Source organism: Gilliamella sp. B14384G12 (assembly GCF_016101825.1).
Taxonomy (GTDB): domain Bacteria; phylum Pseudomonadota; class Gammaproteobacteria; order Enterobacterales; family Orbaceae; genus Gilliamella; species Gilliamella apicola_N.
This window is the reverse complement of sequence record NZ_JACFPU010000001.1, coordinates 426,596-451,074: the sequence shown is the minus strand read 5'-3', so window position 1 is coordinate 451,074 and position 24,479 is coordinate 426,596. Positions and strand designations below refer to the sequence as shown.

The following is a 24,479-nucleotide window of genomic DNA, read 5'->3' as shown; positions in this document are numbered from 1 at the left end:
ATAACCAATTAGCTAAGAGATAATTGAAAAATATATTTCAATCAATAAATGAAAGGTAAAACCAATGTCTGATTTTTTAATGGTTATTTATGATTCTCCTCACTGGGTATTTATTGCTTTAGGCGGTCTGTTGCTGATTGCTGAACTATTAGGAACGGGCGGATATGCACTCTGGAGTGGAATTGCCGCCATTGCTGTTGGTTTAATCGCTTGGATTTTACCTTTATCTTGGCCTGTTTTATGGATCCTTTTTTCTATTTTCACTCTTACTTCAGCTTATATTTGGTGGGTTGTATTAAAAAAACGAGATCACAATCAATCACGAAAAAATCAGATCAATCAACCTCAACAGGAGTTAATTGGCATTAAAACGGTTGTTACCGATGCGATTATTAATGGTTCAGGGCGAGTTAAAATTAAAGATGGGACTTGGTCAGCAAGATGTGATAAAGATCTCGATGTTGGTCAATCAGTTGAGGTTATTTCAATTAATGGTTTAACTTTGCATGTAAAACCATTAAATCATGAGTGATACTGTATTGGTTGAATTAATCAGAAACAATTTAATTACAAGACGCGTCATTGACGCGTTTTTTTATGGTCATAATCGCAAAATACTCAATAATTAAAACGAGTATTTGTTCGGTAAAATTCTCTTAATTCATACATTCGAAACTAAATATTATTATGTTATTTTGATAATTAAATCCCGATGCCCTAGACAAGAATATCCTCATTAATTGCCTAAGATGAAGCCTAGTGTTTTAAATTATTAGACTAAAAATGATATTTTTTATAACGAATAATTTAAAACTGATATATAAATTTATCTTTGGGTTTGGGTCACTAAAAAATTGGTATTGGTATTGGTATTTTAAGTAGTCGATTCCGTTAAAAGTTGTTCTAATATTTCATAAACAAGTAATACCCGTTTAGGGGTAATTGTTTGATTTGGCCTGTAAAGATAAAATGACCATATTTCATTTTCGTAATTATCGAACACAACGACCAGCTCTCCTGAGTCAAGATAATGCTGGCAATCTTGGCGAGCTATCGGCGCAAAAATTCGACCTGCTAATGTAGCTTGCAGTAAGCTCTTTAAATCGGTAGTAACGACACAAGGATTGACCAGAGGTATTGGCAAATCACCTATAATCCAATCCCATGCTTTACCAGTACTTGAATTAAAAATATTCCCTACAGGAAATTTTTGTGCCAATTCAAATATATCTTTTGGCAAACCTGTTTGGGTGATAAGTTTAGGTGATACAACAATCGGCTCTTGCATAACATAGATTTTTTTAGCAATCCAATGTTCGTTGGGCGTTTTACTAATGCGAATACCGATATCGATTTGGTCGTCTACAGCTTTAAGAATTTCAAAATCCGTCCGCCATTCGATATTAATCTGTGGATATGGAGCCAGTGCGGTCAATAATTGGTATAGAATTCGGTCGAAATATGGATACGGTGGTAAAGTGATTCGAACTGTACCACGCAATTCATCTTTTGCATTTTTGGGCAAACCAAATAACTGCTCTTCTTCCTGCAAAAAATGCACCGCTTTAGGTATAAACGTCTCGCCAAAATCAGTCAACGTAATGCTTCGGGTATTTCGCTTAAATAGTGGTTCGCCCAAATCATTTTCTAATTCGGCAATCATTCGGGTGATCACCTGTGGTGAAACAGAAAATTGCGCAGCGGTTTTTTTAAAACTCAATACTTCTGCCGCTACTACAAAATATTTCAACGCATCTAAACGATTCAATTCATGATCTCATTTTTTGGAATTGTGTTTTCTTATTTTAGTCATTTTAAGAGATCATTCAGTAGATTACAATGTAATCGATAGCTTTATAAAAAAGGTGAATTGCTAATAAAACAACCTCATTTTAAATAATGGATAAGGATTCAATTATGAACACATTAATTTCTCGACGTAATTTTTTAAAATTGTCTGCCACTGTCGGAGTAGGTATGGTGTCTGCTCATACTGCCTCAATTATCCCAACCGCCCAAATGAAATATCATTACACAGGCGGTAATGTAAAAACAAAAGCCTACGCCGCTTTTGATGAATCGGGAGAACTGCGTCCATGGGAGTTTGAACGTCGCCCTGTAGGAGATAATGATATATTAATTGAAATCAAATACGCCAGCATTTGTCATTCAGATATTCATCAAGAAAAAGGCGACTGGGGCAAAATGACCTATCCGCAAGTACCGGGTCATGAGATCGTGGGCATTGTTGTTGCCGTAGGGAAAAATGTGACCAAATTTAAAATAGGTGATCGTGCAGGTGTGGGCTGCATGGTTGATTCTTGTTTAGAATGTGAAAGCTGTAAAAATGGTTTAGAACAACATTGTGACAATGATCAAACGCTATTCACCTATGGCAATCCAGACAACCGTGAGCCAACCTCAATTACTCAAGGCGGTTATTCCAGTCACATTGTAGTACGCGATCATTTTGCGGTACATATTCCTGAAAACATTAAACTACAAGAAGCCGCACCATTATTGTGTGCTGGCATAACAACATATTCGCCATTGATGAAATACAAAATTAATAAGGGTGATAAAGTCGGCGTTGTCGGCATTGGAGGTTTAGGACATTTAGCCGTGAAAATTGCTATTGCCAAAGGGGCCAAAGTCTATGCCTTTACTACTACGGCTGAAAAAGAACAAGATATCCGTAAGCTTGGTGTAGAAGAAGTGATTTTAGTCGATGATCTTAGTAAATTACAACCTTATAAAGGCAAATTAGATTACATGATTGCCACCGTGCCAGAACAGTTTGATGCAGCACAATACGCGGCAACTGTGAAACCATTTGGTTATTTTACCGTGGTCGGAATGGGGAAAAATTTTATGCTTGATATCAGCAATATTGTAATGTCACAGTCGCGAGTGAATTTTAATGCTTCATTGATTGGTGGTATTGCTGAAACTCAAGATCTTTTGGAGTTCTGTTCTCAAACAGGAGTGCGCCCACAAATTCAAATGATCAGCGCTAATCAAATTAATCAAGCATGGAAAGATGTGGTAGCGAAAAAAGCACGCTTCCGTTATGTAATTGATGCCGCCACCATTTAGATTAAATTAGCAAATTAAAGGTAATACGTATCATCAAACATCATTAAACCCAAAAGTCGTATTAAATTAACGGTTTTTGGTTTTAGGATACAAAGAGATGGCTTTCCGATAGTATAAAGCTTCACGAAAAAAGCAGGAAAAGTTCACATCATTGGCAAGATTTTTGATGTTGCTTTTATCCGGATGAGTTAATAATCACTAAACCAAAAATTGAAGAAATCTTTCTAAAAAATAGAGCATTATCCATTACATGCAAGATAGGATTAGGCAACGAGCAAAAGCGTCAACATGGAAATCTTTCCAAGAAAATCATATTAGGGAAAAGTAAATAGCAATCTATTTTTGAATCGGTAAATTTATTTATAAAAAATGCTCATCAATCGATATTGATTGATGAGCATAAAATGAAAATTGATTATTTATCACTGTCATCAGGATGCCTGATTAATAGAACATCCTAATGATGATTAACTAATGTGACATAGACGTTTTTACACCACCTTCAGGAATAGGGACATAAGCGGTTTCTTTATCGGTTCTATGTTTGTTATTACGAACTTTTAAAGCTGTCTTAATACCAAAGAAGATAATGCTATAAACAACAACCAAGAATAGAATGCTTAAGCCTGCATTAGTATAATTGTTGATTACAATATGGTGCATGTTATCAATTTGCTGTTGCGTTAATGAACCGCCCTCAGCGATACGACGTTTATACTCGCTTGCTAAATAGAAGAATCCTTCTAATTGCGGATCATTACTGAATAATTTCAATGCTAATGCCCATGTTGTACAAATTAATAACCATATTGCTGGAATAACTGTTACCCAGACATATTTGGCTCGTTTCATCTTAATTAATACAACGGTTGCAAGCACAAGCGCCACTGCTGCTAACATTTGGTTAGAGATACCAAATAATGGCCATAGGCTCTTAACACCACCTAATGGATCGACAACGCCTTGATAGAGTAAATAACCCCATAGACCAACACAACCTAATGTGCCGATAAAGCCTGCTACAAGTGAATCTGTTTTTTTCAAGAATGGTACAAAATTACCTAATAAGTCTTGTAACATAAAGCGACCAGATCGCGTACCAGCATCTAATGCAGTAAGGATAAACAGTGCTTCAAATAAGATCCCAAAATGATACCAAAAGCCCATATTGGCACCCGGAAGAATTTGATGGAACACATGAGCAATCCCCACGGCTAACGTTGGTGCACCACCAGCACGATTTAATACAGATGGTTCACCAATATCTTTTGCAGTTTGTAGGATTTCTTCAGGTGAAATAACAAATCCCCAAGAACTTATCGTTGCAGCAGCATGTGTTGTGACATCCTTTAATTGTGCCAAAATCACTGGTGCTTCATCAGTCCCAAGTTTATGCAAATCTGGCATGGTGATACCTAACGCCGCAGGCGGAGTATTCATCGCAAAATAGAGACCCGGCTCAATAATTGAGGCTGCTACTAAAGCCATCATCGCCACGAAAGATTCCATTAACATTGCACCATAACCAATAAAACGTGCGTCGTTTTCATTAGCCAATAATTTCGGTGTAGTACCTGATGAAATCAGTGCATGGAATCCCGAAACCGCACCACAAGCTATGGTAATAAATAAGAATGGAAACAACGAACCTTTCCAAACAGGACCCATGCCATCGACATATTGAGTAACATCTGGCATTTTTAAATTAGGATTTAAAATAACAATACCTATTGCTAGACCAACAATTACTCCAATTTTTAAGAAAGTCGCTAAATAATCGCGCGGTGCTAAAATTAACCATACAGGTAACATGGCAGAAACTAAAGCATAACCCACAAGAACAAAGGTGATAGTGGTCGCCTTGAAGGTTAATGCCGGTCCCCAATAAGGATCACTAGCAATAACGCCACCAAACCATATTGATAAGATTAATAACACAATACCAATAACTGAAACTTCTAGAACTCGTCCCGGCCTTAGGAATCGCATATAAATACCCATAAATAAGGCAATTGGTACAGTTGAACAGACGGTAAACACCCCCCAAGGACTTTCAGCTAATGCATTAACAACAATTAATGCTAATACGGCTAGTATAATTAACATAATTAAAAAACAACCAAACAAAGCAATGGTTCCCGGAAAAGGCCCCATCTCTTCTTTAATCATTTCACCCAATGATGAACCATTACGGCGTGAAGATAAGAATAGAACCATAAAGTCTTGCACCGCACCAGCAAAAACGACCCCAGCAAGTAGCCAAAGTGTTCCCGGTAAATAACCTACTTGTGCAGCAAGAACAGGACCGACGAGAGGACCGGCACCTGCAATAGCAGCGAAATGGTGACCAAACAAGACATATTTATTCGTTGGCACAAAGTTTAAACCATCATTATTAATAACTGCCGGAGTTGCGCGAGTCGGATCGAGTTGCATGACTTTTGAGGCGATATACAAACTGTAATAACGATATGCAACAAGGTAAATTGATACCGAAGCGGCAACAATCCAAAGTGCACTAACATGTTCACCACGCCTTAAGGCAACAACAGCAAGGCAACATGCTCCAATAAGGGCCAAGATTAGCCATGGAATATGCTTAAAGACTTTATTATTCATAATAATTCTCTTTATAAGTTTAAAATTAATTAGTTTGATACTTTAGTCCATCAAAACAGATGCTATTTAACGATTGTTACGAATGATTAATAAAAAATTTTTAACATTACTCAAAGATTAAATCCACATAATTTCAATGGATTAATATATCAACTAACGGTCCATTTACGTTCGAGAATATAGTAATTTTTAACTTGTAAAAATAGTAATAATATTTAAGTTTCAGGTTAGATTAAGACTATGAGTGGTCAAAATTAGACACTAAGCGGTAAAACATTTTTGGCAAAACATCTACCCGTGAAGTATGCTTATATCCAATTGTTATAGACCTAACTTTTCTTTAAGGCATTTTAAATAACGGCGACTGACAGGAACAGATATATCATTGATAAAAATGACATCCACACCGCCTGCATCATTAAAACGGATTTCTTTCAGTTTTTTTAAATTAACTAGGTATTGCCGATGACAACGTATTAAAGGTGTTTTGTCTTCAAGTGTTTTTAAGGTTAACTCAGTAAAATATTCATTATTGGATTGATTAAAAACATAAATTCCGCTGATTTTCGATGAAACATAAAAGACATCTTCTAAATTTAACAAGTAAATTCGATTATGACCAACACATGGAATGTATTTTAAATCCTGATTCACTTCTTTTAATTGATTAGTATTTCCGGATAAACATTGGTGATGTAAACGATATAAAGTTTTATTTAATCTTTCTTGTTCAACCGGTTTAAGTAAATAATCAAAAGCTTGTTCCTCAAATGCCTTGATAGCAAATTCGCCATAAGCCGTTAAAAATACAATCCTAGGCATTGTTTGTGGATCAAGCATAGATAACATTTCAAAACCGTTTATTTTGGGCATTTGAATATCCAAAAAAACAACATCTGGTTGCAGCCGATGAATTTCACGGATTGCTTCCATCGCATTATTACATTCAGCAATAATAGATATTTGAGGATCATTTTCTAATAAGCAACGTAAATTTTCACGTGCAGGTAATTCATCATCGACAATAATAACTTTTAGCATTGAACATTCGTATCCTTTTGCAAAGGCAAGGTTAACATTACTTTAGTATATTCATCTGGTTCACATTCTATCTTGATACCATATTTTTCACCATAACGAATCTTAATTCGTTTATCGACAAGATTAAGTCCTAATCCTTTGTTATCTTTTTTATTTTCACAGTAATTACCAGCATTATCAATCACTTCTAATATTATCGATTGCCTATTGGCATGAGCGCGAATAATTACTTTTCCTTCACCTATCAATTGTGAAGTACCATGTTTTATTGCATTTTCAACAATGGGTTGTAATGAAAACGCGGGCAATTGAACAAATTCGAATTCGGTTGGAATATCGAATTCGATAGTCAACTGATCCATAAATCGCATTTTTTCAATTTGCAAGTAAGCATTAATATGCTCAAGTTCATCTTTTAAAGAGACTATCTCTTCTGTTCTTTTTAAATTTTTTCGAAAAAAAGTAGACAGATTTTGAACTAATTGCGAGGCCTGAGTTTTGTCACGACGTATGACGGCAAGTAAAGTATTTAACGCATTAAATAAAAAGTGAGGATTGACTTGCGCATGCAGTAATTTAATTTCTGTTTTATAAAGCAGTTGTTTGTAGTGTTCATTCTGACCTGCTAAAATTTGTGCAGACAGTAGACTAGCTATACCTTCGCCAAGAGTTCGATTTATTGAACTAAATAAGGTATTTTTTGCTTCATACAATTTAATTGTACCAACAACGGTATTGTTTTCACCTCGAAGCGGTATAACCAAAGTTGAACCTAAACGACAATTTTTACTTATTGAACATTGATAAGGTTGATGAGCCCCATCAAGATATTGTACTTCATTTCTTTCGATCGCCTCTAAAGTGCTATTGGATGTTATTAATGTGCCAGGTTTATGATGATCATCTCCAATACCAATAAAAGCTAATATTTTTTCTCGATCGGTGATCGACACCGCGCCTATATCAAGTTGTTGATAAATAATTTCAGCAACTTTGGTACTATTATGTTGATTAAAACCATCACGCAATAAACCTTCGGTGCTGACAGCAATTTTTAATGCTTTAGCCGAAAAAGCCGAAGTATATCTTTCAAATATTGCCCGTCTATCTAATAAAATCCGCATAAACATCGCAGCGCCAATACTGTTGGCAACAATCATGGGAGCCGCAATACTTCTGATAGCGTGCGAAACAACATCAAAAGGTCGAGAGATGACAAGCACTAACACCATTTCAAGTGATTCTACCAATAATCCTAAAATACCGACTAAAAAAGGATTATAAATAAGATCCACCCGCCCTTTTTTCATTAATACATAGTGGAGCAGACCACTTAATAGACCCGTTAAAATTGTTGATAACATACAACTTTCGGCAGTAATGCCACCCATCAAATAGCGATGAAATCCACCTGTAATACCTACAAGAAACCCAACTATAGGCCCACCTAGAAGTCCACCTAAAATAGCACCTATAGCACGGGTATTAGCAATCGTATCTTCAATATGTAAGCCGAAATAGCTTCCCATAATACAAAATAAAGAAAAGATAAAATAGCAAACTAATTTGTGAGGTAAATGCACAGTAACTTGCATAAGAGGAATAACAATGGGTGTTTTACTTAGTAAATAAGCAATCACTAAGTAAACACACATTTGTTGTAGTAGCTGTAATACAAGATCAAATTCAAACATAATATTGCTACCAAATCGAAACCATCAAAAATTTCGATAAAAAATTACTGACTTATTTGTCTAATAAAGTAAACGTCTTTTTATTATGAGTTGTCGAGTCAGAGCCAACGAACACATTAAATTTACCAGGTTCGGCAACATATTGCATTTTATCATTCCAAAATTTTAACATGTCATATTTAATTACAAATTTTATTTGTCCTTTTTCATGCGGTTTTAGAGTAATATTTTCAAAACCAACAAGTTGCTTGACTGGACGGCTCACCGACGCGGTTATGTCTTGTAGATACAGTTGTACGGTTTGGGTTCCTAGTTTATCACCAATGTTTTCAATATTAGCGGTTACAACTATTTCACTGTCCTTTGTCATTTCAGTGCTGGATAGAACAAAATCAATATTGAAATCGGTGTAACTCAAACCAAAACCAAATGGAAATAATGGTTCGTTAGAGCTGTCAAAGTAGGAAGTTGTATATTTACCCATGTTTTTAGTCCCCCTTGGTCGCCCAGTGTTTGAATGGCTGTAATAAACGGGGATCTGTTCAATATTATAAGGAAAAGACATAGGTAATTGACCTGAAGGATTATAATCACCAAACAATACATCCGTGATAGCATTACCGCCTTCTGCGCTTAAATATCAAGTATCAAGCATAGCATAAGCTTGGTATATTCGTTGAAGAAAATCTTATTCTATACCGAGTTGATTTTCATATTTAAGGCGCTTTAACTATAATTATTTTAATTTTTCATACTAAAACGTAGTGTTAACCTCAAACTTTTTGACAATAATAAATTGAATAGTTTAAAGGTTAACTTTGCCGACTAATGTCGACAAAAATAGATGTTAATTTTGATTAATCCCTAAAATTAGTAAACTGGAATGGTTGCCCAAATTCTCCATTTCGAACTAAAGCCATAGTGGCTTGTAAATCATCTCGAGATTTACCTGTAACACGAACTTGCTCACCTTGTACTTGAGCCTGCACTTTTATTTTACTATCTTTGATAGCCTTTACAATTTTCTTAGCTAACTCTTTATCAATCCCTTGTTTAAGCTTGACAGTAATGCTGTATAATTTTCCACTGTGTTCCATCTCCTCTGGGATTTCTAAAGCACCACCATCAATACCACGCTTGGCTAACTTATCACGTAAAATATCCAGCAACTGTTGCACTTGGAAGTCAGATTGACTCGTTGCCTTGATCGTTTCATTTTTTTCATTTAATTCAAACGATGCTTCAACGTTTTTGAAATCCCAACGGGTTGCCAACTCTCGCGTAGCATTTTCGACACCGTTTTTAACCTCAGGCATTTGAATTTCAGAGACAATATCAAAAGAAGGCATAGACTCTCCTCTTAGAGTGATTATAAATATGATTAAATTTAAGAATGAATAAAATATTTGCCGCCTTTCTAATGAGGCGGCATATAAAGACGATGGCAGCTAAATTAATCGATGGTACGTAGTAGCTCGTTAATACCTACTTTACCTAAAGTTTTTGCATCAACTTTTTTAACAATTACTGCACAATATAGGCTATATTTGCCATCTTTGGTTGGTAAGTTACCGGATACCACCACTGAACCAGCTGGTACGCGACCGTAATGGACTTCGCCTGTTGCACGATCATAGATTTTAGTGCTTTGACCAATAAATACGCCCATTGAAATTACGCTACCTTCTTCAACAATTACACCTTCAACAATTTCACTACGAGCACCGATAAAACAGTTATCTTCAATAATTGTTGGGTTAGCTTGTAATGGTTCTAATACACCACCGATACCTACACCACCAGATAAATGAACATTTTTACCAATTTGCGCACAAGATCCAACGGTTACCCAAGTATCAACCATTGTACCTTCATCAACGTATGCACCAATGTTGACATAAGATGGCATTAACACAGTATTGCGTGCCACATAAGCACCTTTACGCGCAATAGCCGATGGTACAACACGAAAACCTTCCTGTTGGAATCGCGCTTCATCATAATCAGCAAATTTTAATGGTACTTTATCGTAATATTTGGTTGCACCACCATCAATAAGTTGATTTTCATTAATACGGAAAGAGAGCAACACCGCTTTTTTTAACCATTGATGAGTCACCCAATCACCATTAATCTTTTCTGCAACACGCATTTTACCGCTGTCTAATAAAGCGATACATTGATTAATTGCGTCACGTGTTACTGTATCAACATTTGAAGGAGTGATTTCCGCGCGGCGTTCAAAGGCTGCGTCGATAATAGTTTGTAATTGTTGCATCTCGAGTTTCCTTTACTTATAAGTCCGTTAGTAAATATAAAATGGATAAACAGTATAATATAATCTGTCTTGCTTTTTAAGTGGTTTGTCAACAGGAGTAAGTACAGCAAGAAAAAAATAAAATTTATTTGGAATAAATCACACAAAATTTTCCTAACTAAAAAACATTTGATGAGTAAATTGTAGAATCATTTATATCCATTTTAAGCACAAAACTATTATGCATACTCAAGGATTTTCATTACTCGAACTTTTGATAATTATAGGTATTAGCTCTATTGTTGCAACGGTAGGCATTCATCATTGGAAAGCAATTGCACTTCGTAATGAATTAGTTTCAACAACACAACAATTAGCTTACTTTTTAAATGAAGTTCAAGTTAAAGCTTATACTGAAAATCAAAATTATAAACTTTTTGTTTTTTCATCCCCATGGTGTTTAACCATTACCTCAGAAGAACGCCTTGCATCATGTAAACAAGGTGAATTACATTTTATCAAACCGAATAATTCTGTAGAAATTACTGGATTAACTGAGAAAAAACTTATTTACTTTTGGGGAAGACGCAATATGGCACAATCATTTTCCTTAGAACTCTCTAATGAGATTGGTAAAAGTAAGGTTTTTGTATCCTATCGTGGACGCATTCGATTTTGCCAGTTGAACAGTTATTTACCTAGTTTACCACCATGTTAAAAGAGTTAGGATTTTCATTACTTGAAATGCTAATCAGCATTACGTTAACAAGCATGATTATTATTAGTGCAACCTCTTTTTATTATCAATTACAACAAAATACATTGCATTATTATCAAATAACGCGTTTACAACAAGCTGTTGATCAAGCATTAATTGGTTTATCAAAAGACATCAAACGAGCGGGGTTTATCGCCGATGATCCGCATAAAATGAAAAACAACGCCCTAGAGATTGTGAACGCTCAAAATTGTATGATTATCCGATATGACAGTGAAATCCGCCATGATTGGGTCTACGATCCATGGAACTTGAACAATTCTGATATTTTTACCTATCGCTTTAAAAATAATAATGTTGAATACAAAACAGGTGCAGTGAATTGCAAAGAGACTAAGTGGGAAAAATTATTTGACCCTGCTGAAATTAAAGTAACGAAATTCGATATTAAACAAAAAAATAACACTATTGAATTATCGATAGGAGCAGAACTAAAAAAACAGAAACACGTTAAATATCAGGTGACTAAAATAATTAAAAATGAAAACCTATCAAATACTGAATCAAAATAATGAAAACGGATTTAGCGCGATTATAATGGTCGTTATCTTAATGGTCGTTGGATTACTATTATTAACTGGTTTTAATCAACTATTGATTTCCTGGCATAAAACCATTGCTATGGAAACTCGCTATTATAAACGATTCAATCAAGCCAGTTCGGCATTAAATTGGGCGTTAACGCAAGATTGGCAAACACCAACCGATCAGTGGCAATGCTTAAAAGACACAAAATACCAATTAAAAGCTTGTGTAAAAAAATCACAATTAAAAGTGGATAATTATCAACTTTTACGAGGCGAGGCTGACGGTTTCTTTTTATATTCTCTTGCACATTTCAAGGGGACAAAACTGGTTGTAGAAAAAGGTCATTGGTTAGATTACTGTCCTGAAAAAAGGAGTAGTGATTGTGAATAATAAAAATAGTATGGGTTTTAGTTTAATTGAATTAATGATAGCAAGTTTACTATTTTCAATAATTATTCTTGGTTTTACAGGCTTCCAAAAAACACTTATTCATCAGCATCATTATCTTTCTAATCGGTTACAAGCAGAACAAATAGCATTTGAACTCCTTGAAAGTTATCCGGATATTGCTAACCATATCATTCCAAATGGTTGGCAATATACTTTACAAAGTGATCCATACAATAGTAGATGCAAAATGGTTTTAGTTACTGTTACACCGAACAATCTTAAATCAGTAAAACAAAAACGGCTATTTTGTAATTAATTATCGATATTAAATACTGAAAATATTGAAATTATACATCATCAGATGAGCAATTTAACCAATCATGTAGCAGTTGTAAAACTTGTTGTGTTTTTTCAGCATGTACATTATGACCAGCACCTTCTATCGTAACAATTTTAGCATTAGGAAATTGAGCATAGATAGTATCTTGATATTTGTCGGCTAAATAAACCGAATTCCCTCCACGAATAAATAAAATTGGTTTTAAACATGGCGAACTTGATGGTATGGTTTGCCAGTCGCAAATGTTAGCATATTGATCATTGATAGTTTGTAAATTAAATAACCAATGTTGGTTTTTGTAAGATTTTAATAAAAATAAACAAGTCGCTTCGCTAAGACCGGCTTCTTGCATAACTGCCATAATTTGCTTTCTATCGGTGATTTGGTTATTAAGGCAATACATTAAAGTTCTTAATATAATGGCATTGGGCGAACTGCTATATTTTACTGGTGCAATATCAATTACAACGATTTTTTGGATGAGCTGCGGTATGACTTGTGATAATTGCATCGCTACTTTGCCCCCCATAGAGTGACCAATTAAAATGATATCTTTTAATTGAAGTTCATGACAAAGATCAGCTACATCTTGCGCCATAGCGGGATAATTTATTTGATCAGACCAAGGAGATTGCCCATGATTGCGCAAATCAACTTGAATGGTTTGATAATCAGATACCAGATCTTTAGCTAACATATTTAAATTATCTAAACTACCAAATACACCATGCAGAAAAACAATTGGCTGCCCTATACCTTGCAATTTATAATTTAATTTCATATTCCAACTTAGTCTTTTATAGTTAAATATTAATATTATATAGTTATTGCTAAAGTCACCAACTATTAATTCAATAACAATAATCTCTATAACTATGATAAAATCTTGAAACAATTTTTTAAAAGTGTTAAATCGTATGTTTCAAAATAATCCGCTACTTGCACAACTAAAGCAAGAACTTCATCAACAAACACCTCGTATTGAAGGTACCGTCCGAGCCCATGAAAAAGGATTTGGTTTTTTAGATGTTGATAATAAAACCAGTTATTTCATTACTGCAAATAAAATGAAAACCGTATGCAATGGCGATAAAGTATCTGGAACAGTAATTGAAAATGGTGATAAAAAGGTTTTTGAACCAGAATCATTAATTGAAAGCCCCCTACAAAGATTTATAGGAAAAATAGGTTTTCAAGAGCGAACAATGGTTATTTATCCTGAAAACATGCCTGCAAATTTAGCCATCCGCTGTAAAATTAACAAACAAATTCAAGAAAAACTTAAAGAAGATGATTGGGTCGTTGCCAAATTGATTTCTCATCCTCTTGAAGAAGGTAAAAATAATTTTGTAGCGGAAATTACGCATTTTATTGCTGAAAATAGTTCAATCTATCTACCTTGGTTAAAAACTCTGGCCAGATATAATTTAGAAGATAATTCACCACAGCCGGACACATTAACAATTGATGAAAATGAACTGACTAATCGTCAAGATTTAACCGATATAGACTTTTTTACCATAGATAGTGAATATACAGAAGATATGGATGATGCTATTGCCGTTTCAAAGGACGAACAAGGTAATTACCAACTGAAAGTCGCTATTGCAGATCCAACTGCGTATATTTTACAAGACAGTCAACTTGATAAAATTGCTAAACAAAGAAATTTCACAACTTATTTACCCGATTTTAATATTCCAATGCTACCTAAAGAGTTAGCAAATGATCTTTGTTCTTTAAAAGAAAACCAAAAACGACCAGCGTTAGTATGCAATATTAATATCGATACAAATGGTATAATAGATGAAAATAGTATCACTTTTATGCCCTCATTTATCGAATCAAAAGCGAAACTTTCTTATAATAATGTTTCAGATTTTTTAGAAAATAACGATGAATTGCTATCTAATAACGCAACCTTACCCGAACAACTTAATTTATTGTCATCTTTAGCAAAAACCAGAACCATTTGGCGACAAAACAATGCGTTAGTGTTTAAAGATAGCAATGATTATCGTTTTGTGCTTGATGAAAACCGTCATGTAAAATCCATCAATAAAGAATCTCGTCGAATTGCACGTCAAATTGTTGAAGAGGTCATGATCATAGCTAATCAAGCCTTAACTTTGCTATTAAATAATAAAGTTGGATTTGGTATATTCAATATTCATTCAGGTTTTGACATTAAATTCATTGATCAAATTTTGAAAGTTTTAACCAATCATGGTATTGAAGGATTTGATAAAGAATCTTTATTATCTTTTGATGGGTATATCAAATTACGACGAATTATCGATAATGATGCATTTTTAACGGCTCGGCTCCGTAAATGTCAAAGTCCTGCTGATTTTTCTATTCAACCACAACCTCATTTTGGCTTAGGATTAACTGCTTACGCAACTTGGACATCACCAATACGCAAATATGGAGATATGATTAATCATCGTTTAATCAAAAATTATTTACGTTCACAAACCTTGAATGAACCCGATAAAGAGCAGTTGAAAATCATGAATGAAAGGCGCAAATTGTTACGTTATGCTGAACGTGATATCGCTGAAAATCTTTATGTTCAATATTTATCGGATAAAATTGGTAATAATTTTGTTGCTGAAATTGTCGATATCAACCGCGGCGGTGCTCGTCTACGTTTAACTGATATTGGTGCATTTGTATTTTTACCACTTTCAATGATTCACTCTAATCGAGAGGAAATAGTTTCAAGTCCTGAAGAGGGTGTCATTAAAATTAATAATAATATTTGCTATAAACTTTCAGATACTCTTACTGTGAAAATGCATCAAGTTAAGAAAGAGAATCAATCAATAATAGTAAAATTAGTTACAGATGAATAATTGAATTCAGAATTATCTTATTTTTTCAACAACCCCTAGTATTACATAGGGGTTTCCTAACTAATAATTAATGATATTTTAACGCTTAAACACTTTTTTTTCTTAACAATATCTGATATCTTTCTTCATCCATTAAAATATTTGTATCAACTAAAAAATAAGATTCAGAGGGTGCTATGTTATCAATTCATGGACATGAAGTCTTACAAATGATGGCTGGTAATAACTATACAGAATCATCTCTACTTGAAGCCATTGAAAAAAGGTTTGGCAAAAATGCTAAATTTCACACTTGCTCTGAAGCTAATATGAATGCTGAACAACTCATCTGCTTTTTAAAGTTAAAAGGTAAATTCAAACCTGATAATAATTCTGGATTTACAGTCAACGAAACAAAAATCTGTCGTCATTAACTCTATAAGATATTAGTGAATGTTCAGTATGCTTTTTTACACTTTTAAACTAATCGTATAGTGTATTTAATAGAATATGAGTATATAATTTCGCGCAGATCTAGCCTGCCCAAAAATTACAACTCGAAAAATATATTCATGGAATTTATATATGAAATTAAGTAATATTTTTATATGCACAATGGTTCCTATTTTTATTGCCAGTTGTGCGCATAAATCGGCTACACCAATTAAAATTGAAGAGCCACCACAGATTGAAATGGATCCATTATCTGTGCTAATGCAACAAACAGAATCGAATAACCCTTATGTGGTTAATGCAAAAGATCAATTACAAAAACTACTCCAATCACAAAATTTTAATGAATACATTTCTAATGAAGGTATTCTAAAGTGTGTCAACGACCCAAACCAATCAGCTTGTGTTTTAAATTTTTACCTTAATGAATACTATAATTTAAAATATAATATTCAAATTAAAAAAGTCATTGAAGATAAACAAATTGAACACAAAATTGAATTAAGTAAAATCAATGCTACCCAAGCGAATATTGAAAAATATTGCGATCTTTCAGCAGATTTTACAGCAGCCATCTATACCAACAATAATAGTAAAATTTCTACTTTTCAAACTTTATTCAAAATGAATAAAGGAGACTTATCAATCTTGCATACTAAAATTCTTAAGGATAACTATTCTCACTTTTTGATTGACGAAAATCCAAGTATTCTTCAAGAGATGAAGACAGAATTTATGGAAAAGTGTGTGAATGATCCTAAAAATAACATTATCAATTATTTAAATATTTTCCGATAATCTTAATGCGAGTTTTTATGTATAATTTATTACCCATCAGTCAGTTCAGTAAAACAGCAACGTGCAAAATGCTTTGCATAGTTTCAGCTCTTTGTATTAGTTTTTCTTCATACGCTTTTTCATTTAATGATGTTGTGACTAAAGCAGAAAAGCTAGCAAAGAAAAGTTATGTACAACCCTCTAAAAATATCCCCAATGAATTAGCCTCGCTACAATTTGCTGATTATCAGAAAATTCAATTTAATCATGAAAAAGCTTATTGGAATGACAAAAAAACTCGTTTTAAATTAGAGTTCTATCATGAAGGGATGTATTTTGATACACCTGTCCAAATCAATGAAATTGTCAATAATCAGGTTAATGAAATTAAATTTGATCCGAGTTATTTTGATTTAAGTAAAGTCGGATTAGATCATCTAAACACGAAAAAACTTGGATTTGCCGGATTTAAAGTTCATTATCCAATAAACAACCCAACTAAAACCGATGATGAAATTTTTACAGCTCTTGGTGGTAGCTATTTCCGAGCAGTTGGAAAAGATCAACGATATGGTTTGTCCGCTCGAGGGTTAGCGATTGATACTGGTGAGATGACGGGTGAAGAGTTCCCTCGTTTTAAAGAATTTTGGATAGAAAGACCATCTCCTAAACAAAAACATTTAGTAATTTATGCTCTACTTGATTCACCTCGCGTAACGGGTGCTTATAAACTTATTTTAGTACCAAGTGTGGATACAACAATAACTGTACAAGCTAAAATATTTTTCCGCGATTCGGTGAAAAAACTTGGTATTGCACCGTTAACTAGCATGTATTTATTTGGCCCAAATCAGCCATCACCTTTATTAAATTATCGACCAGCAATGCATGACTCTAATGGGTTATCCATTTTATCAAACAGTGGTGAATGGATATGGCGACCATTAAACAATCCAAAACGGTTATCTTTTTCTTCATATAGTTTTGAAGATCCTAAAGGTTTTGGATTGATTCAACGAGATAACGGATTTGAAGATTACCAAGATCTTGATGATCATTATGAATTGCGTCCTAGCGTTTGGACAGAAATCTTAGGCAATTGGCAAAAAGGTCGGGTTGAACTGGTTGAAATCCCTACAGCAGATGAAACAAACGATAATATCGTTTCATTCTGGGTACCTACAAAACAATATAAAGCTGGTGACAGTCTTGATGTTAGGTACCGATTACACTATTCATTAAATGAAAAGCAACGTTATCCCGATAATGTAGCTAGAGCAATTAGCACTCGATTATCATTAGGTGATATAAAGCAAGCAAATTTAATTCGTAAACTTGATGGTTCGAACGCTTATGTTATTGACTTTGCTGGTTCTAATTTATCAGAACAAGAGCCTGTTAAAGCAATATCAAGCATCAATAACGGATCGATTGTGAGCTGTGAAGTACAATATAATTCTGTAACAAAAGGTTGGCGAGTTCTTATTCGATTTAATGTTCAAGACAATAAAAAACCAACGGATATTCGCGTTCAATTAGCTTCAGAAAAAACGAATCAGATTTTATCTGAAACTTGGAGCGGTCAATATCCAGGGCAATAACGATAATAAGATAACATAATGAAAAAAGATTACTTTGCTACTCTTTCTGGCGCAGATAATTGGCGCCAGAAATCAAAAAACAATGGAATTGAGCCAAATAATACTGAATTTCTGAAATATCGCCTAAATCAAATTGGCGATACATCAAACTACATTGATGAAAGAAATCAGCAACCCAGTTATCCAAAAGTTGAACGCGTTTCGATTCAACCACAAAAATGGAACAAACGCTATAAAGCCAATTTCAAAGCTAAAGTTAATCTCATCGCGGTTATTCGTCGCTTAATAATGTTTGCACTAATTGTAATACAAACATATTTCGGGACTACCTATCTATCGACACTGTTACCTTATCAAAGCTGGGAAAAAATTAATTTCATGGCTAATTGGGCTAATAACCCTGAATTAGCCATATACAGTATTATTCCTTATATTATACAAGGTTTTATTATTTTCCTATTTGCTATTTTGTTTGCTTGGATTTCAATTGGTTTTTGGACAAGCGTTATGGGACTAATTTTAGCTGTAATAAGAAAAGACCGCTATACTATTGAAATCCCTAAAGATGCAGCAAAACACATTGATGTTAATCATCGTACCGCATTAGTTATGCCAATTTGTAATGAAGATGTAGCACGCGTTTTTGCTGGATTACAAGCGACCTATCAATCTTTGGTTGAAACTGGTCACGCGGATTGCTGTGATTTTTATATTTTAAGCGATACGAATGATCCCGATCTTTATGTAAATGAATTAAAAGCATGGGCAGATTTTAATGCTCAGAAAGATGATAATGGATGCAATATTTTTTACCGACATCGTAAACGTCGAGTAAAACGTAAAAGTGGTAACATTGATGATTTTTGTCGACGCTGGGGACATTTATATGAATATATGTTAATACTTGACGCCGACAGCATTATGACTGGTGATTGTATATTAAATATGATTGCCATGATGGAAATGACACCTAAAGCGGGCATATTACAGTCACCGCCAAAATCAGTTAGAATGAAAACGCTTTATGGTCGAATCCAACAATTTGCCAATCAGATTTACAGTGATATTTTTTGTGCAGGCACCCATTTTTGGCAACTTAGCGAAGCACAGTATTGGGGACACAATGCTATGATTCGCTTAAAACCTTTTATTGAACACTGTATTTTATCCCCATTACAAAAACGTAAAGGGCCGATTCATATTTTGTCACACGATCTTGTTGAAGCGACCTTAATGAGACGTGCAGGATATGGAGTTTGGATCGCCTATAATATGAATGGCAGTTACGAAGAACTTCCAGGCAATATGATTGAAGATCTAAAACGAGATAATCGTTGGTGTATGGGGAACCTAATTAATTTAAGATTGATTTTTAAAAGTGGTATAACTTTAACACATAGAGTTATGTTTTTAACGAGTGGAATGGCTTATATTTCATCTTTATTATGGTTAACATTTTTATTTTTCTCAACGCTGCTTTTATTAGTTTTTAATTTATCTGATCAACAATATTTTTTCCAACCTAACCAATTTTATCCGACATGGCCAAGATGGGATGAAAATTTGGCATTACAATTGTTATCTACGACGATGGTATTATTGTTTGCGCCTAAATTCTTTAGTTATGGCATTATCATTGCTAAAACAGGTGCCAAAGATGTGGGGGGAATTTTCAAGCTGACTCTATCAATATTCATCGAAATGTTCTGGTCGATGATATTAGCCCCAATACGCATGATATTTCATAGTAAGTTTGTGATAAAAGCATGGCTAGGCAGTAAAATTCAATGGAAATCCCCGTCAAGAAATGACGATGCTTTAACATGGGGTGAATCTTTCTATTTTTGTTGGCCTCTCTCTTTATTAGGCATTATTTGGCTTGGCGTGATTATTTGGTTAAATCCTCAGTTTACTTACTGGTATATTGCTATTCTAATTCCACTGACTATTTCGCCATTAGTGATTAGAATTTCAGGATTATCAAGCATTGGCATGAGAGCGAAAAAACTAGGTCTATTTTTAACACCAGAGGAAACTCATCCAGCTAAAGCTGTGACCATGACGGGAGAATATCTAGTTAAAACGGAAGCTAATATCGTTGAACATGGTTTTATCATGGCATTGGTTGATCCTATTTACAATGCATTAACTTGCGCATTGTCCACTTCTCGCCATTTACCTAATATAAAAATTGAGCAAAGGCGTCTTGAGCTCATTGAGCAATTTAAACAAGCTGATTTAGAAAAAATCAATAAAGAACAACAGTTAGCAATTTTAGAAGATCCAATCATTCTTTCTGAGCTACATCAGCATGTTTGGCAGTTGCAAGAAAAATACGACAATTTATTCACTTTATGGCAAAATGAACGTCAATAATAAAAAATAGGGCTTAAGCCCTATTTTTCTTCTTTTAGTAATTGATCAAAATCCATGGATATTTTTTATGACTTGGCAACCTTCCGCATCTATCAATAACCTACTTAAGCGCGCGAAAATTATTTCACAAGTACGACAATTTTTTACTGATCGCTGTATATTAGAAGTCGAAACGCCGACCTTGAGCCAATATGCCGTTACTGATGTGCATTTGAGTTCTTTCTCTACTACCTTTTTTAGACCGGGGGAATTCGACGAACAGCTTGGGCGAAAGATGTCATTAATTACCAGTCCAGAATACCACATGAAGCGTTTATTAGCAGCGGGAAGTGGTCCAATCTATCAGATCTGTAAATGTTTTCGCAATCATGAGGAAATCAGCGATTTTCATAATCCTGAATTTACTATGCTTGAATGGTATCGTATTCAATTTGATATGATGCAAATGATTAATGAAGTTGATGATCTATTACAAACAATTTTAGATTGTGAACCAGCGGAACGTGTTTCTTACCAAAAAGCGTTTCAACGTCACCTTAATATTGATCCATTAGAAGCAGATCAAGCAACGTTAGTTAACGCAGTAAATCAGCTCAATATCGGGATCAAAACAGAAGAGTTTGATAAAGATGGTTTATTGCAATGTTTATTTACTTTTGGCGTTGAACCCTATATTGGTCATGATAAACCGATTGCCGTATATAACTTCCCTGCTTCACAAGCAGCATTAGCTGCAATTAGCAGTGAAGATCATCGCGTTGCTGGGCGCTTTGAATTCTATTACAAAGGTGTTGAACTTGCTAATGGTTTTAAAGAATTAACAAACCCACAAGAACAAAGACTACGTTTTGAACAAAACAATCAAGATAGACTCAATTTGAATCTTCCTCAACAAGAAATCGATATTGAGCTATTAGCAGCAATGGAAAATGGTCTACCTGACTGCGCTGGAGTTGCAGTAGGTTTAGATCGCTTAATCATGTTAGCGCTTGATTCAAAGAAACTAGATGATGTCATTTCATTTACCTTTGAAAGGGCTTAGTGATGATAAGTAATTTTGGTCTTACTGAGTGGGTCGCGATTATTCTTGGAATAGTGTCATTGATTTTATTAATTTTATTAGTTAAATCACAGCTAGTTATTAATAATTCAAACCAATTATTTAATTTACAACTTTCTCAGATAAGACAAGAGAATCAAACATTAACTAATGAATTAAATCAGCTTGAAAGTGAGTTAAACCAGTATCGACAACAAAATATCGCGCAATTTGCGACTATTAGTGAACTAAAAACGCGTTTAGAAGAAACGCGTAATGCAGCCCATGAACGCCAGACAATACTTGAGCAAAGTGAACAACGACTTACAACTCAGTTTGAAAACTTAGCCAATCGTATATTTGAGCACAGTGGTAAAAAAATTGAACAACAAAACAAGCAAAGCCTTAATTTTTTATTATCACCATTAAAAGAACAATTGGAGAGCTTTAAAAAGCAAGTGCAAGATAGTTTTGGCGAGGAAGCAAAAGAACGCCATACGCTTACTTATGAGATTCGCAATTTACAGCAACTGAATCAACAAATGACTAAAGAGGCAACCAATCTCACTAATGCTTTAAAAGGTAACAATAAAATTCAAGGAAATTGGGGAGAGTTTATACTTAGCCAAATACTTGATAATTCGGGTTTAAGATTAGGTTATGAATATGATACACAGGTCAACTTAACCAATGAAAATAACCAACGTTTACAACCTGACGTCATTGTACATCTACCTCAAGGAGGTGATGTGGTTATTGATTCAAAAGTGACACTAGTAGCATATGAACGTTATTTCAATAATGATGAAGAAATTGTAAAAACCAAAGCATTATCCGATCATTTAACTTCAGTACGTAACCATTTAAAGCAGCTTAGTCAAAAAGATTATCATAAGTTAATTGGCATTAATTCATTAGATTATATATTAATGTTTATCCCTGTAGAGCCAGCATTTTTATGTGCTATTGATAGTGATCCATCTTTGATTAATGATGCGCTCAAAAATAACATTATGATTGTCAGCCCAACCACTCTTTTGGTTGCCTTACGTACGATTCATAATTTATGGCGTTATGAACACCAAAATCGTAATGCAGAGCTAATTGCAGATAAAGCAAGTAAATTGTATGATAAAGTCCGCGGTTTTGTTGAAGACATGGAAGCTCTTGGTAGCACGCTTGATAAAGCTCAACAAACTTATCAAAATTCTCTTAATAAGCTGTCCAAAGGTCGCGGTAATATTATTGGTCAAATTGAGCGATTTCGTGAATTAGGCGTAGAAGTTAAAAAACCAATTAATCCAGACATTGCATTATTATCTGTAGATGAACTTAACCGAAATAAAGATTAAATATCTTACTGTGATGGCTAATCAATTAAATTAACGTTGTTGAATTTACGTTTTTTAAAGTACATTGTCGAAATTACATTATTAAATTTTGTCAAAAAGTTTCAGGTAATGCATACGTTTGAGTATAAAACATCTTAATTCACCATTACTGAAAATACGTGTATACTCATTTTGTACAACAAGGAATACAATATGGCTAAAAAACAAGTAACTGAACCTAGTTTTGAAGAAACACTTAAACAACTTGAAACCATTGTTTCACAATTAGAAAATGGTGATTTACCATTAGACGAAGCATTGAATGAGTTTGAAAAAGGTGTCAAATTAGCTAAATCAGGTCAAAAGCAATTACAACAAGCGGAACAACGCATTCAGATATTATTATCTGAAAATAGTGATGCAGAACTATCTGAATTTTTAACCGATAATAATGAATAATTTAAAACCATTACAAGAGCGAATCAATACGTTCTTAACGACATATATTGCTCAGTTCCCTTCTTCTAAATTGCAACAAGCTATGAACTATAGCTTGCTAGCTGGCGGTAAGCGAATCCGTCCAATACTGGTCTATTTAACTGGGCAAATGTTTGATTGTCCGTTATCAAAACTTGATGAAGCAGCGGCTGCAATTGAAATGATTCATACTTATTCATTAATTCATGATGATTTACCGGCTATGGATAATGATAACTTACGACGTGGAAAACCGACATGTCATATCCAATATGGACACGCTGAAGCGATACTTGCTGGTGATGCATTACAATCATTAGCGTTTAGTATATTATCTGAAAGCCAACATCTGGATAATCAAGTTAAAATTAATATGATTGCAGAACTTGCCAATGCTAGCGGATTAGCGGGTATGTGCTTAGGACAGTCACTTGATTTGCAAGCAGAGCACCAATCTATCACCCTTGAACATTTACAAAAAATCCACAACTATAAGACTGGAACATTAATTAACGCGGCGGTCCGATTAGGTGCATTTGCCAGTGGCGATATAAGTAAGCCTTACTATTCCTTGCTCGATAACTATGCTCAAGCAATTGGACTCGCTTTTCAAATTCAGGATGACATTTTAGATGTCATTGGTGAACAAGCTATTATGGGCAAACCTAAAGGCTCCGATATTATACATGAGAAATCTACCTATCCTGCTTTATTAGGCTTACAAACAGCTATAGACATGACAAAACAGTTATATGATCAAGCTATCGATAGTCTCAACCAAATACCTTATAATAGCCAACCATTGCAAGATCTCGCTGGTTTTATTATAAATCGAAATAGTTAAC

The 24,479-nt window shown here is 34.2% G+C and carries 23 protein-coding genes and 1 pseudogene; 15 read left to right on the top strand and 9 right to left on the bottom strand.

What is annotated here, in order from left to right; translation table 11 throughout:
• Positions 1–64 precede the first annotated feature (64 nt).
• Positions 65–532: an NfeD family protein gene (locus H3S73_RS02025; protein WP_039127627.1), complete on the top strand. Its 468-nt coding sequence runs from the start codon at positions 65–67 to the stop codon at positions 530–532.
• 342 nt (positions 533–874) lie between these two features.
• Here H3S73_RS02025 and H3S73_RS02020 read toward each other — a convergent pair whose 3' ends face one another.
• Positions 875–1,768 (bottom strand): LysR family transcriptional regulator, encoded by an 894-nt coding sequence (locus H3S73_RS02020; RefSeq protein ID WP_198235768.1) that lies wholly within the window; start codon positions 1,766–1,768, stop codon positions 875–877.
• 149 nt (positions 1,769–1,917) lie between these two features.
• On the opposite strand from H3S73_RS02020, the gene H3S73_RS02015 reads away from it, so the two are divergent.
• On the top strand, positions 1,918–3,096 hold the full coding sequence (locus H3S73_RS02015) for an NAD(P)-dependent alcohol dehydrogenase (RefSeq protein WP_198235767.1): 1,179 nt from the start codon (positions 1,918–1,920) through the stop codon (positions 3,094–3,096).
• 471 nt (positions 3,097–3,567) lie between these two features.
• Here the strand turns inward: H3S73_RS02015 and H3S73_RS02010 are convergent, their stop codons facing one another.
• From H3S73_RS02010 to dapD, 7 genes and pseudogenes are all read right to left on the bottom strand, one after another.
• A complete protein-coding gene (locus H3S73_RS02010) occupies positions 3,568–5,715 on the bottom strand; it encodes a carbon starvation CstA family protein (RefSeq protein WP_232352902.1) in 2,148 nt (715 codons plus the stop codon).
• A gap of 321 nt (positions 5,716–6,036) precedes the next feature.
• The gene (gene btsR, locus H3S73_RS02005; RefSeq protein WP_198235766.1) at positions 6,037–6,756 is read right to left on the bottom strand and encodes a two-component system response regulator BtsR; all 720 of its coding nucleotides are present in this window, start codon (positions 6,754–6,756) and stop codon (positions 6,037–6,039) included.
• Positions 6,750–8,450, bottom strand: a complete 1,701-nt coding sequence (locus tag H3S73_RS02000) for a sensor histidine kinase (protein ID WP_198235765.1) — start codon at positions 8,448–8,450, stop codon at positions 6,750–6,752. The genes btsR and H3S73_RS02000 overlap by 7 nt, the downstream gene beginning before the upstream one ends.
• 52 nt (positions 8,451–8,502) lie before the next feature.
• Positions 8,503–8,820 (bottom strand): fibronectin type III-like domain-contianing protein, encoded by a 318-nt coding sequence (locus H3S73_RS13835; RefSeq protein WP_255519600.1) that lies wholly within the window; start codon positions 8,818–8,820, stop codon positions 8,503–8,505.
• A gap of 51 nt (positions 8,821–8,871) precedes the next feature.
• Positions 8,872–9,072 (bottom strand): annotated as a pseudogene (locus H3S73_RS13830) (glycoside hydrolase family 3 C-terminal domain-containing protein); the annotation flags it as partial.
• Positions 9,073–9,307: 235 nt separating this feature from the next.
• Positions 9,308–9,799, bottom strand: a complete 492-nt coding sequence (locus H3S73_RS01990) for a YajQ family cyclic di-GMP-binding protein (RefSeq protein WP_025316067.1) — start codon at positions 9,797–9,799, stop codon at positions 9,308–9,310.
• A 104-nt stretch (positions 9,800–9,903) separates the two neighbouring features.
• Positions 9,904–10,728: a 2,3,4,5-tetrahydropyridine-2,6-dicarboxylate N-succinyltransferase gene (gene dapD, locus H3S73_RS01985; protein WP_198235763.1), complete on the bottom strand. Its 825-nt coding sequence runs from the start codon at positions 10,726–10,728 to the stop codon at positions 9,904–9,906.
• A gap of 220 nt (positions 10,729–10,948) precedes the next feature.
• Here dapD and H3S73_RS01980 point away from each other — a divergent pair, with 220 nt between their 5' ends.
• The 4 genes from H3S73_RS01980 to H3S73_RS01965 are packed head-to-tail and all read left to right on the top strand — an operon-like array spanning position 10,949 to position 12,719.
• Complete coding sequence (locus H3S73_RS01980; protein WP_086326310.1) at positions 10,949–11,425, top strand: prepilin-type N-terminal cleavage/methylation domain-containing protein; 477 nt, start codon at positions 10,949–10,951, stop codon at positions 11,423–11,425.
• Positions 11,419–11,997 (top strand): prepilin peptidase-dependent protein, encoded by a 579-nt coding sequence (locus H3S73_RS01975; protein ID WP_086326309.1) that lies wholly within the window; start codon positions 11,419–11,421, stop codon positions 11,995–11,997. The genes H3S73_RS01980 and H3S73_RS01975 overlap by 7 nt, the downstream gene beginning before the upstream one ends.
• Entirely contained in the window at positions 11,966–12,403 is a 438-nt protein-coding gene (locus H3S73_RS01970) for a DUF2509 family protein (RefSeq protein WP_144091584.1), read from the top strand. The genes H3S73_RS01975 and H3S73_RS01970 overlap by 32 nt, the downstream gene beginning before the upstream one ends.
• Positions 12,396–12,719: a prepilin-type N-terminal cleavage/methylation domain-containing protein gene (locus tag H3S73_RS01965; RefSeq protein WP_086326307.1), complete on the top strand. Its 324-nt coding sequence runs from the start codon at positions 12,396–12,398 to the stop codon at positions 12,717–12,719. The genes H3S73_RS01970 and H3S73_RS01965 overlap by 8 nt, the downstream gene beginning before the upstream one ends.
• Positions 12,720–12,750: 31 nt before the next feature.
• Here H3S73_RS01965 and H3S73_RS01960 read toward each other — a convergent pair whose 3' ends face one another.
• A complete protein-coding gene (locus H3S73_RS01960; RefSeq protein WP_198227099.1) occupies positions 12,751–13,524 on the bottom strand; it encodes an alpha/beta fold hydrolase in 774 nt (257 codons plus the stop codon).
• Between the two features lie 136 nt (positions 13,525–13,660).
• On the opposite strand from H3S73_RS01960, the gene H3S73_RS01955 reads away from it, so the two are divergent.
• The 9 genes from H3S73_RS01955 (at position 13,661) to ispA (ending at position 24,478) form a co-directional block, all read left to right on the top strand.
• Positions 13,661–15,601, top strand: a complete 1,941-nt coding sequence (locus H3S73_RS01955; RefSeq protein WP_198235762.1) for an exoribonuclease II — start codon at positions 13,661–13,663, stop codon at positions 15,599–15,601.
• A 176-nt stretch (positions 15,602–15,777) separates the two neighbouring features.
• Positions 15,778–16,014: a YecH family metal-binding protein gene (locus H3S73_RS01950; protein WP_086327761.1), complete on the top strand. Its 237-nt coding sequence runs from the start codon at positions 15,778–15,780 to the stop codon at positions 16,012–16,014.
• 151 nt (positions 16,015–16,165) lie between these two features.
• Positions 16,166–16,831, top strand: coding sequence for a hypothetical protein (locus H3S73_RS01945; protein WP_198235761.1), 666 nt, complete (start codon positions 16,166–16,168; stop codon positions 16,829–16,831).
• Between the two features lie 17 nt (positions 16,832–16,848).
• Positions 16,849–18,411, top strand: coding sequence for a glucan biosynthesis protein G (locus tag H3S73_RS01940; RefSeq protein ID WP_198235760.1), 1,563 nt, complete (start codon positions 16,849–16,851; stop codon positions 18,409–18,411).
• 18 nt (positions 18,412–18,429) lie between these two features.
• Positions 18,430–20,787, top strand: coding sequence for a glucans biosynthesis glucosyltransferase MdoH (mdoH, locus tag H3S73_RS01935; RefSeq protein ID WP_198235759.1), 2,358 nt, complete (start codon positions 18,430–18,432; stop codon positions 20,785–20,787).
• Positions 20,788–20,854: 67 nt separating this feature from the next.
• Positions 20,855–21,829: an elongation factor P--(R)-beta-lysine ligase gene (gene epmA, locus H3S73_RS01930; RefSeq protein ID WP_086326055.1), complete on the top strand. Its 975-nt coding sequence runs from the start codon at positions 20,855–20,857 to the stop codon at positions 21,827–21,829.
• Between the two features lie 2 nt (positions 21,830–21,831).
• Entirely contained in the window at positions 21,832–23,178 is a 1,347-nt protein-coding gene (rmuC, locus tag H3S73_RS01925) for a DNA recombination protein RmuC (protein ID WP_198235758.1), read from the top strand.
• 192 nt (positions 23,179–23,370) lie between these two features.
• Positions 23,371–23,616, top strand: a complete 246-nt coding sequence (gene xseB, locus H3S73_RS01920; protein ID WP_065738748.1) for an exodeoxyribonuclease VII small subunit — start codon at positions 23,371–23,373, stop codon at positions 23,614–23,616.
• The gene (gene ispA, locus H3S73_RS01915) at positions 23,609–24,478 is read left to right on the top strand and encodes a (2E,6E)-farnesyl diphosphate synthase (protein ID WP_198235757.1); all 870 of its coding nucleotides are present in this window, start codon (positions 23,609–23,611) and stop codon (positions 24,476–24,478) included. The genes xseB and ispA overlap by 8 nt, the downstream gene beginning before the upstream one ends.
• Position 24,479: the final 1 nt, after the last annotated feature.

Coding starts and splice junctions, on each gene's coding strand:
- H3S73_RS01975 (WP_086326309.1), top strand. CDS start 11,419: ATGTTAAAAGAGTTAGGATTTTCATTACTTGAAATGCTAATCAGCATT.
- xseB (WP_065738748.1), top strand. CDS start 23,371: ATGGCTAAAAAACAAGTAACTGAACCTAGTTTTGAAGAAACACTTAAA.
- H3S73_RS01945 (WP_198235761.1), top strand. CDS start 16,166: ATGAAATTAAGTAATATTTTTATATGCACAATGGTTCCTATTTTTATT.
- H3S73_RS01955 (WP_198235762.1), top strand. CDS start 13,661: ATGTTTCAAAATAATCCGCTACTTGCACAACTAAAGCAAGAACTTCAT.
- H3S73_RS01960 (WP_198227099.1), bottom strand. CDS start 13,524: ATGAAATTAAATTATAAATTGCAAGGTATAGGGCAGCCAATTGTTTTT.
- rmuC (WP_198235758.1), top strand. CDS start 21,832: ATGATAAGTAATTTTGGTCTTACTGAGTGGGTCGCGATTATTCTTGGA.
- H3S73_RS01950 (WP_086327761.1), top strand. CDS start 15,778: ATGTTATCAATTCATGGACATGAAGTCTTACAAATGATGGCTGGTAAT.
- mdoH (WP_198235759.1), top strand. CDS start 18,430: ATGAAAAAAGATTACTTTGCTACTCTTTCTGGCGCAGATAATTGGCGC.
- ispA (WP_198235757.1), top strand. CDS start 23,609: ATGAATAATTTAAAACCATTACAAGAGCGAATCAATACGTTCTTAACG.
- btsR (WP_198235766.1), bottom strand. CDS start 6,756: ATGCTAAAAGTTATTATTGTCGATGATGAATTACCTGCACGTGAAAAT.
- H3S73_RS02025 (WP_039127627.1), top strand. CDS start 65: ATGTCTGATTTTTTAATGGTTATTTATGATTCTCCTCACTGGGTATTT.
- dapD (WP_198235763.1), bottom strand. CDS start 10,728: ATGCAACAATTACAAACTATTATCGACGCAGCCTTTGAACGCCGCGCG.
- H3S73_RS01980 (WP_086326310.1), top strand. CDS start 10,949: ATGCATACTCAAGGATTTTCATTACTCGAACTTTTGATAATTATAGGT.
- H3S73_RS13835 (WP_255519600.1), bottom strand. CDS start 8,820: ATGACAAAGGACAGTGAAATAGTTGTAACCGCTAATATTGAAAACATT.
- H3S73_RS01940 (WP_198235760.1), top strand. CDS start 16,849: ATGTATAATTTATTACCCATCAGTCAGTTCAGTAAAACAGCAACGTGC.
- epmA (WP_086326055.1), top strand. CDS start 20,855: ATGACTTGGCAACCTTCCGCATCTATCAATAACCTACTTAAGCGCGCG.
- H3S73_RS01970 (WP_144091584.1), top strand. CDS start 11,966: ATGAAAACCTATCAAATACTGAATCAAAATAATGAAAACGGATTTAGC.
- H3S73_RS02000 (WP_198235765.1), bottom strand. CDS start 8,450: ATGTTTGAATTTGATCTTGTATTACAGCTACTACAACAAATGTGTGTT.
- H3S73_RS02015 (WP_198235767.1), top strand. CDS start 1,918: ATGAACACATTAATTTCTCGACGTAATTTTTTAAAATTGTCTGCCACT.
- H3S73_RS01990 (WP_025316067.1), bottom strand. CDS start 9,799: ATGCCTTCTTTTGATATTGTCTCTGAAATTCAAATGCCTGAGGTTAAA.
- H3S73_RS02010 (WP_232352902.1), bottom strand. CDS start 5,715: ATGAATAATAAAGTCTTTAAGCATATTCCATGGCTAATCTTGGCCCTT.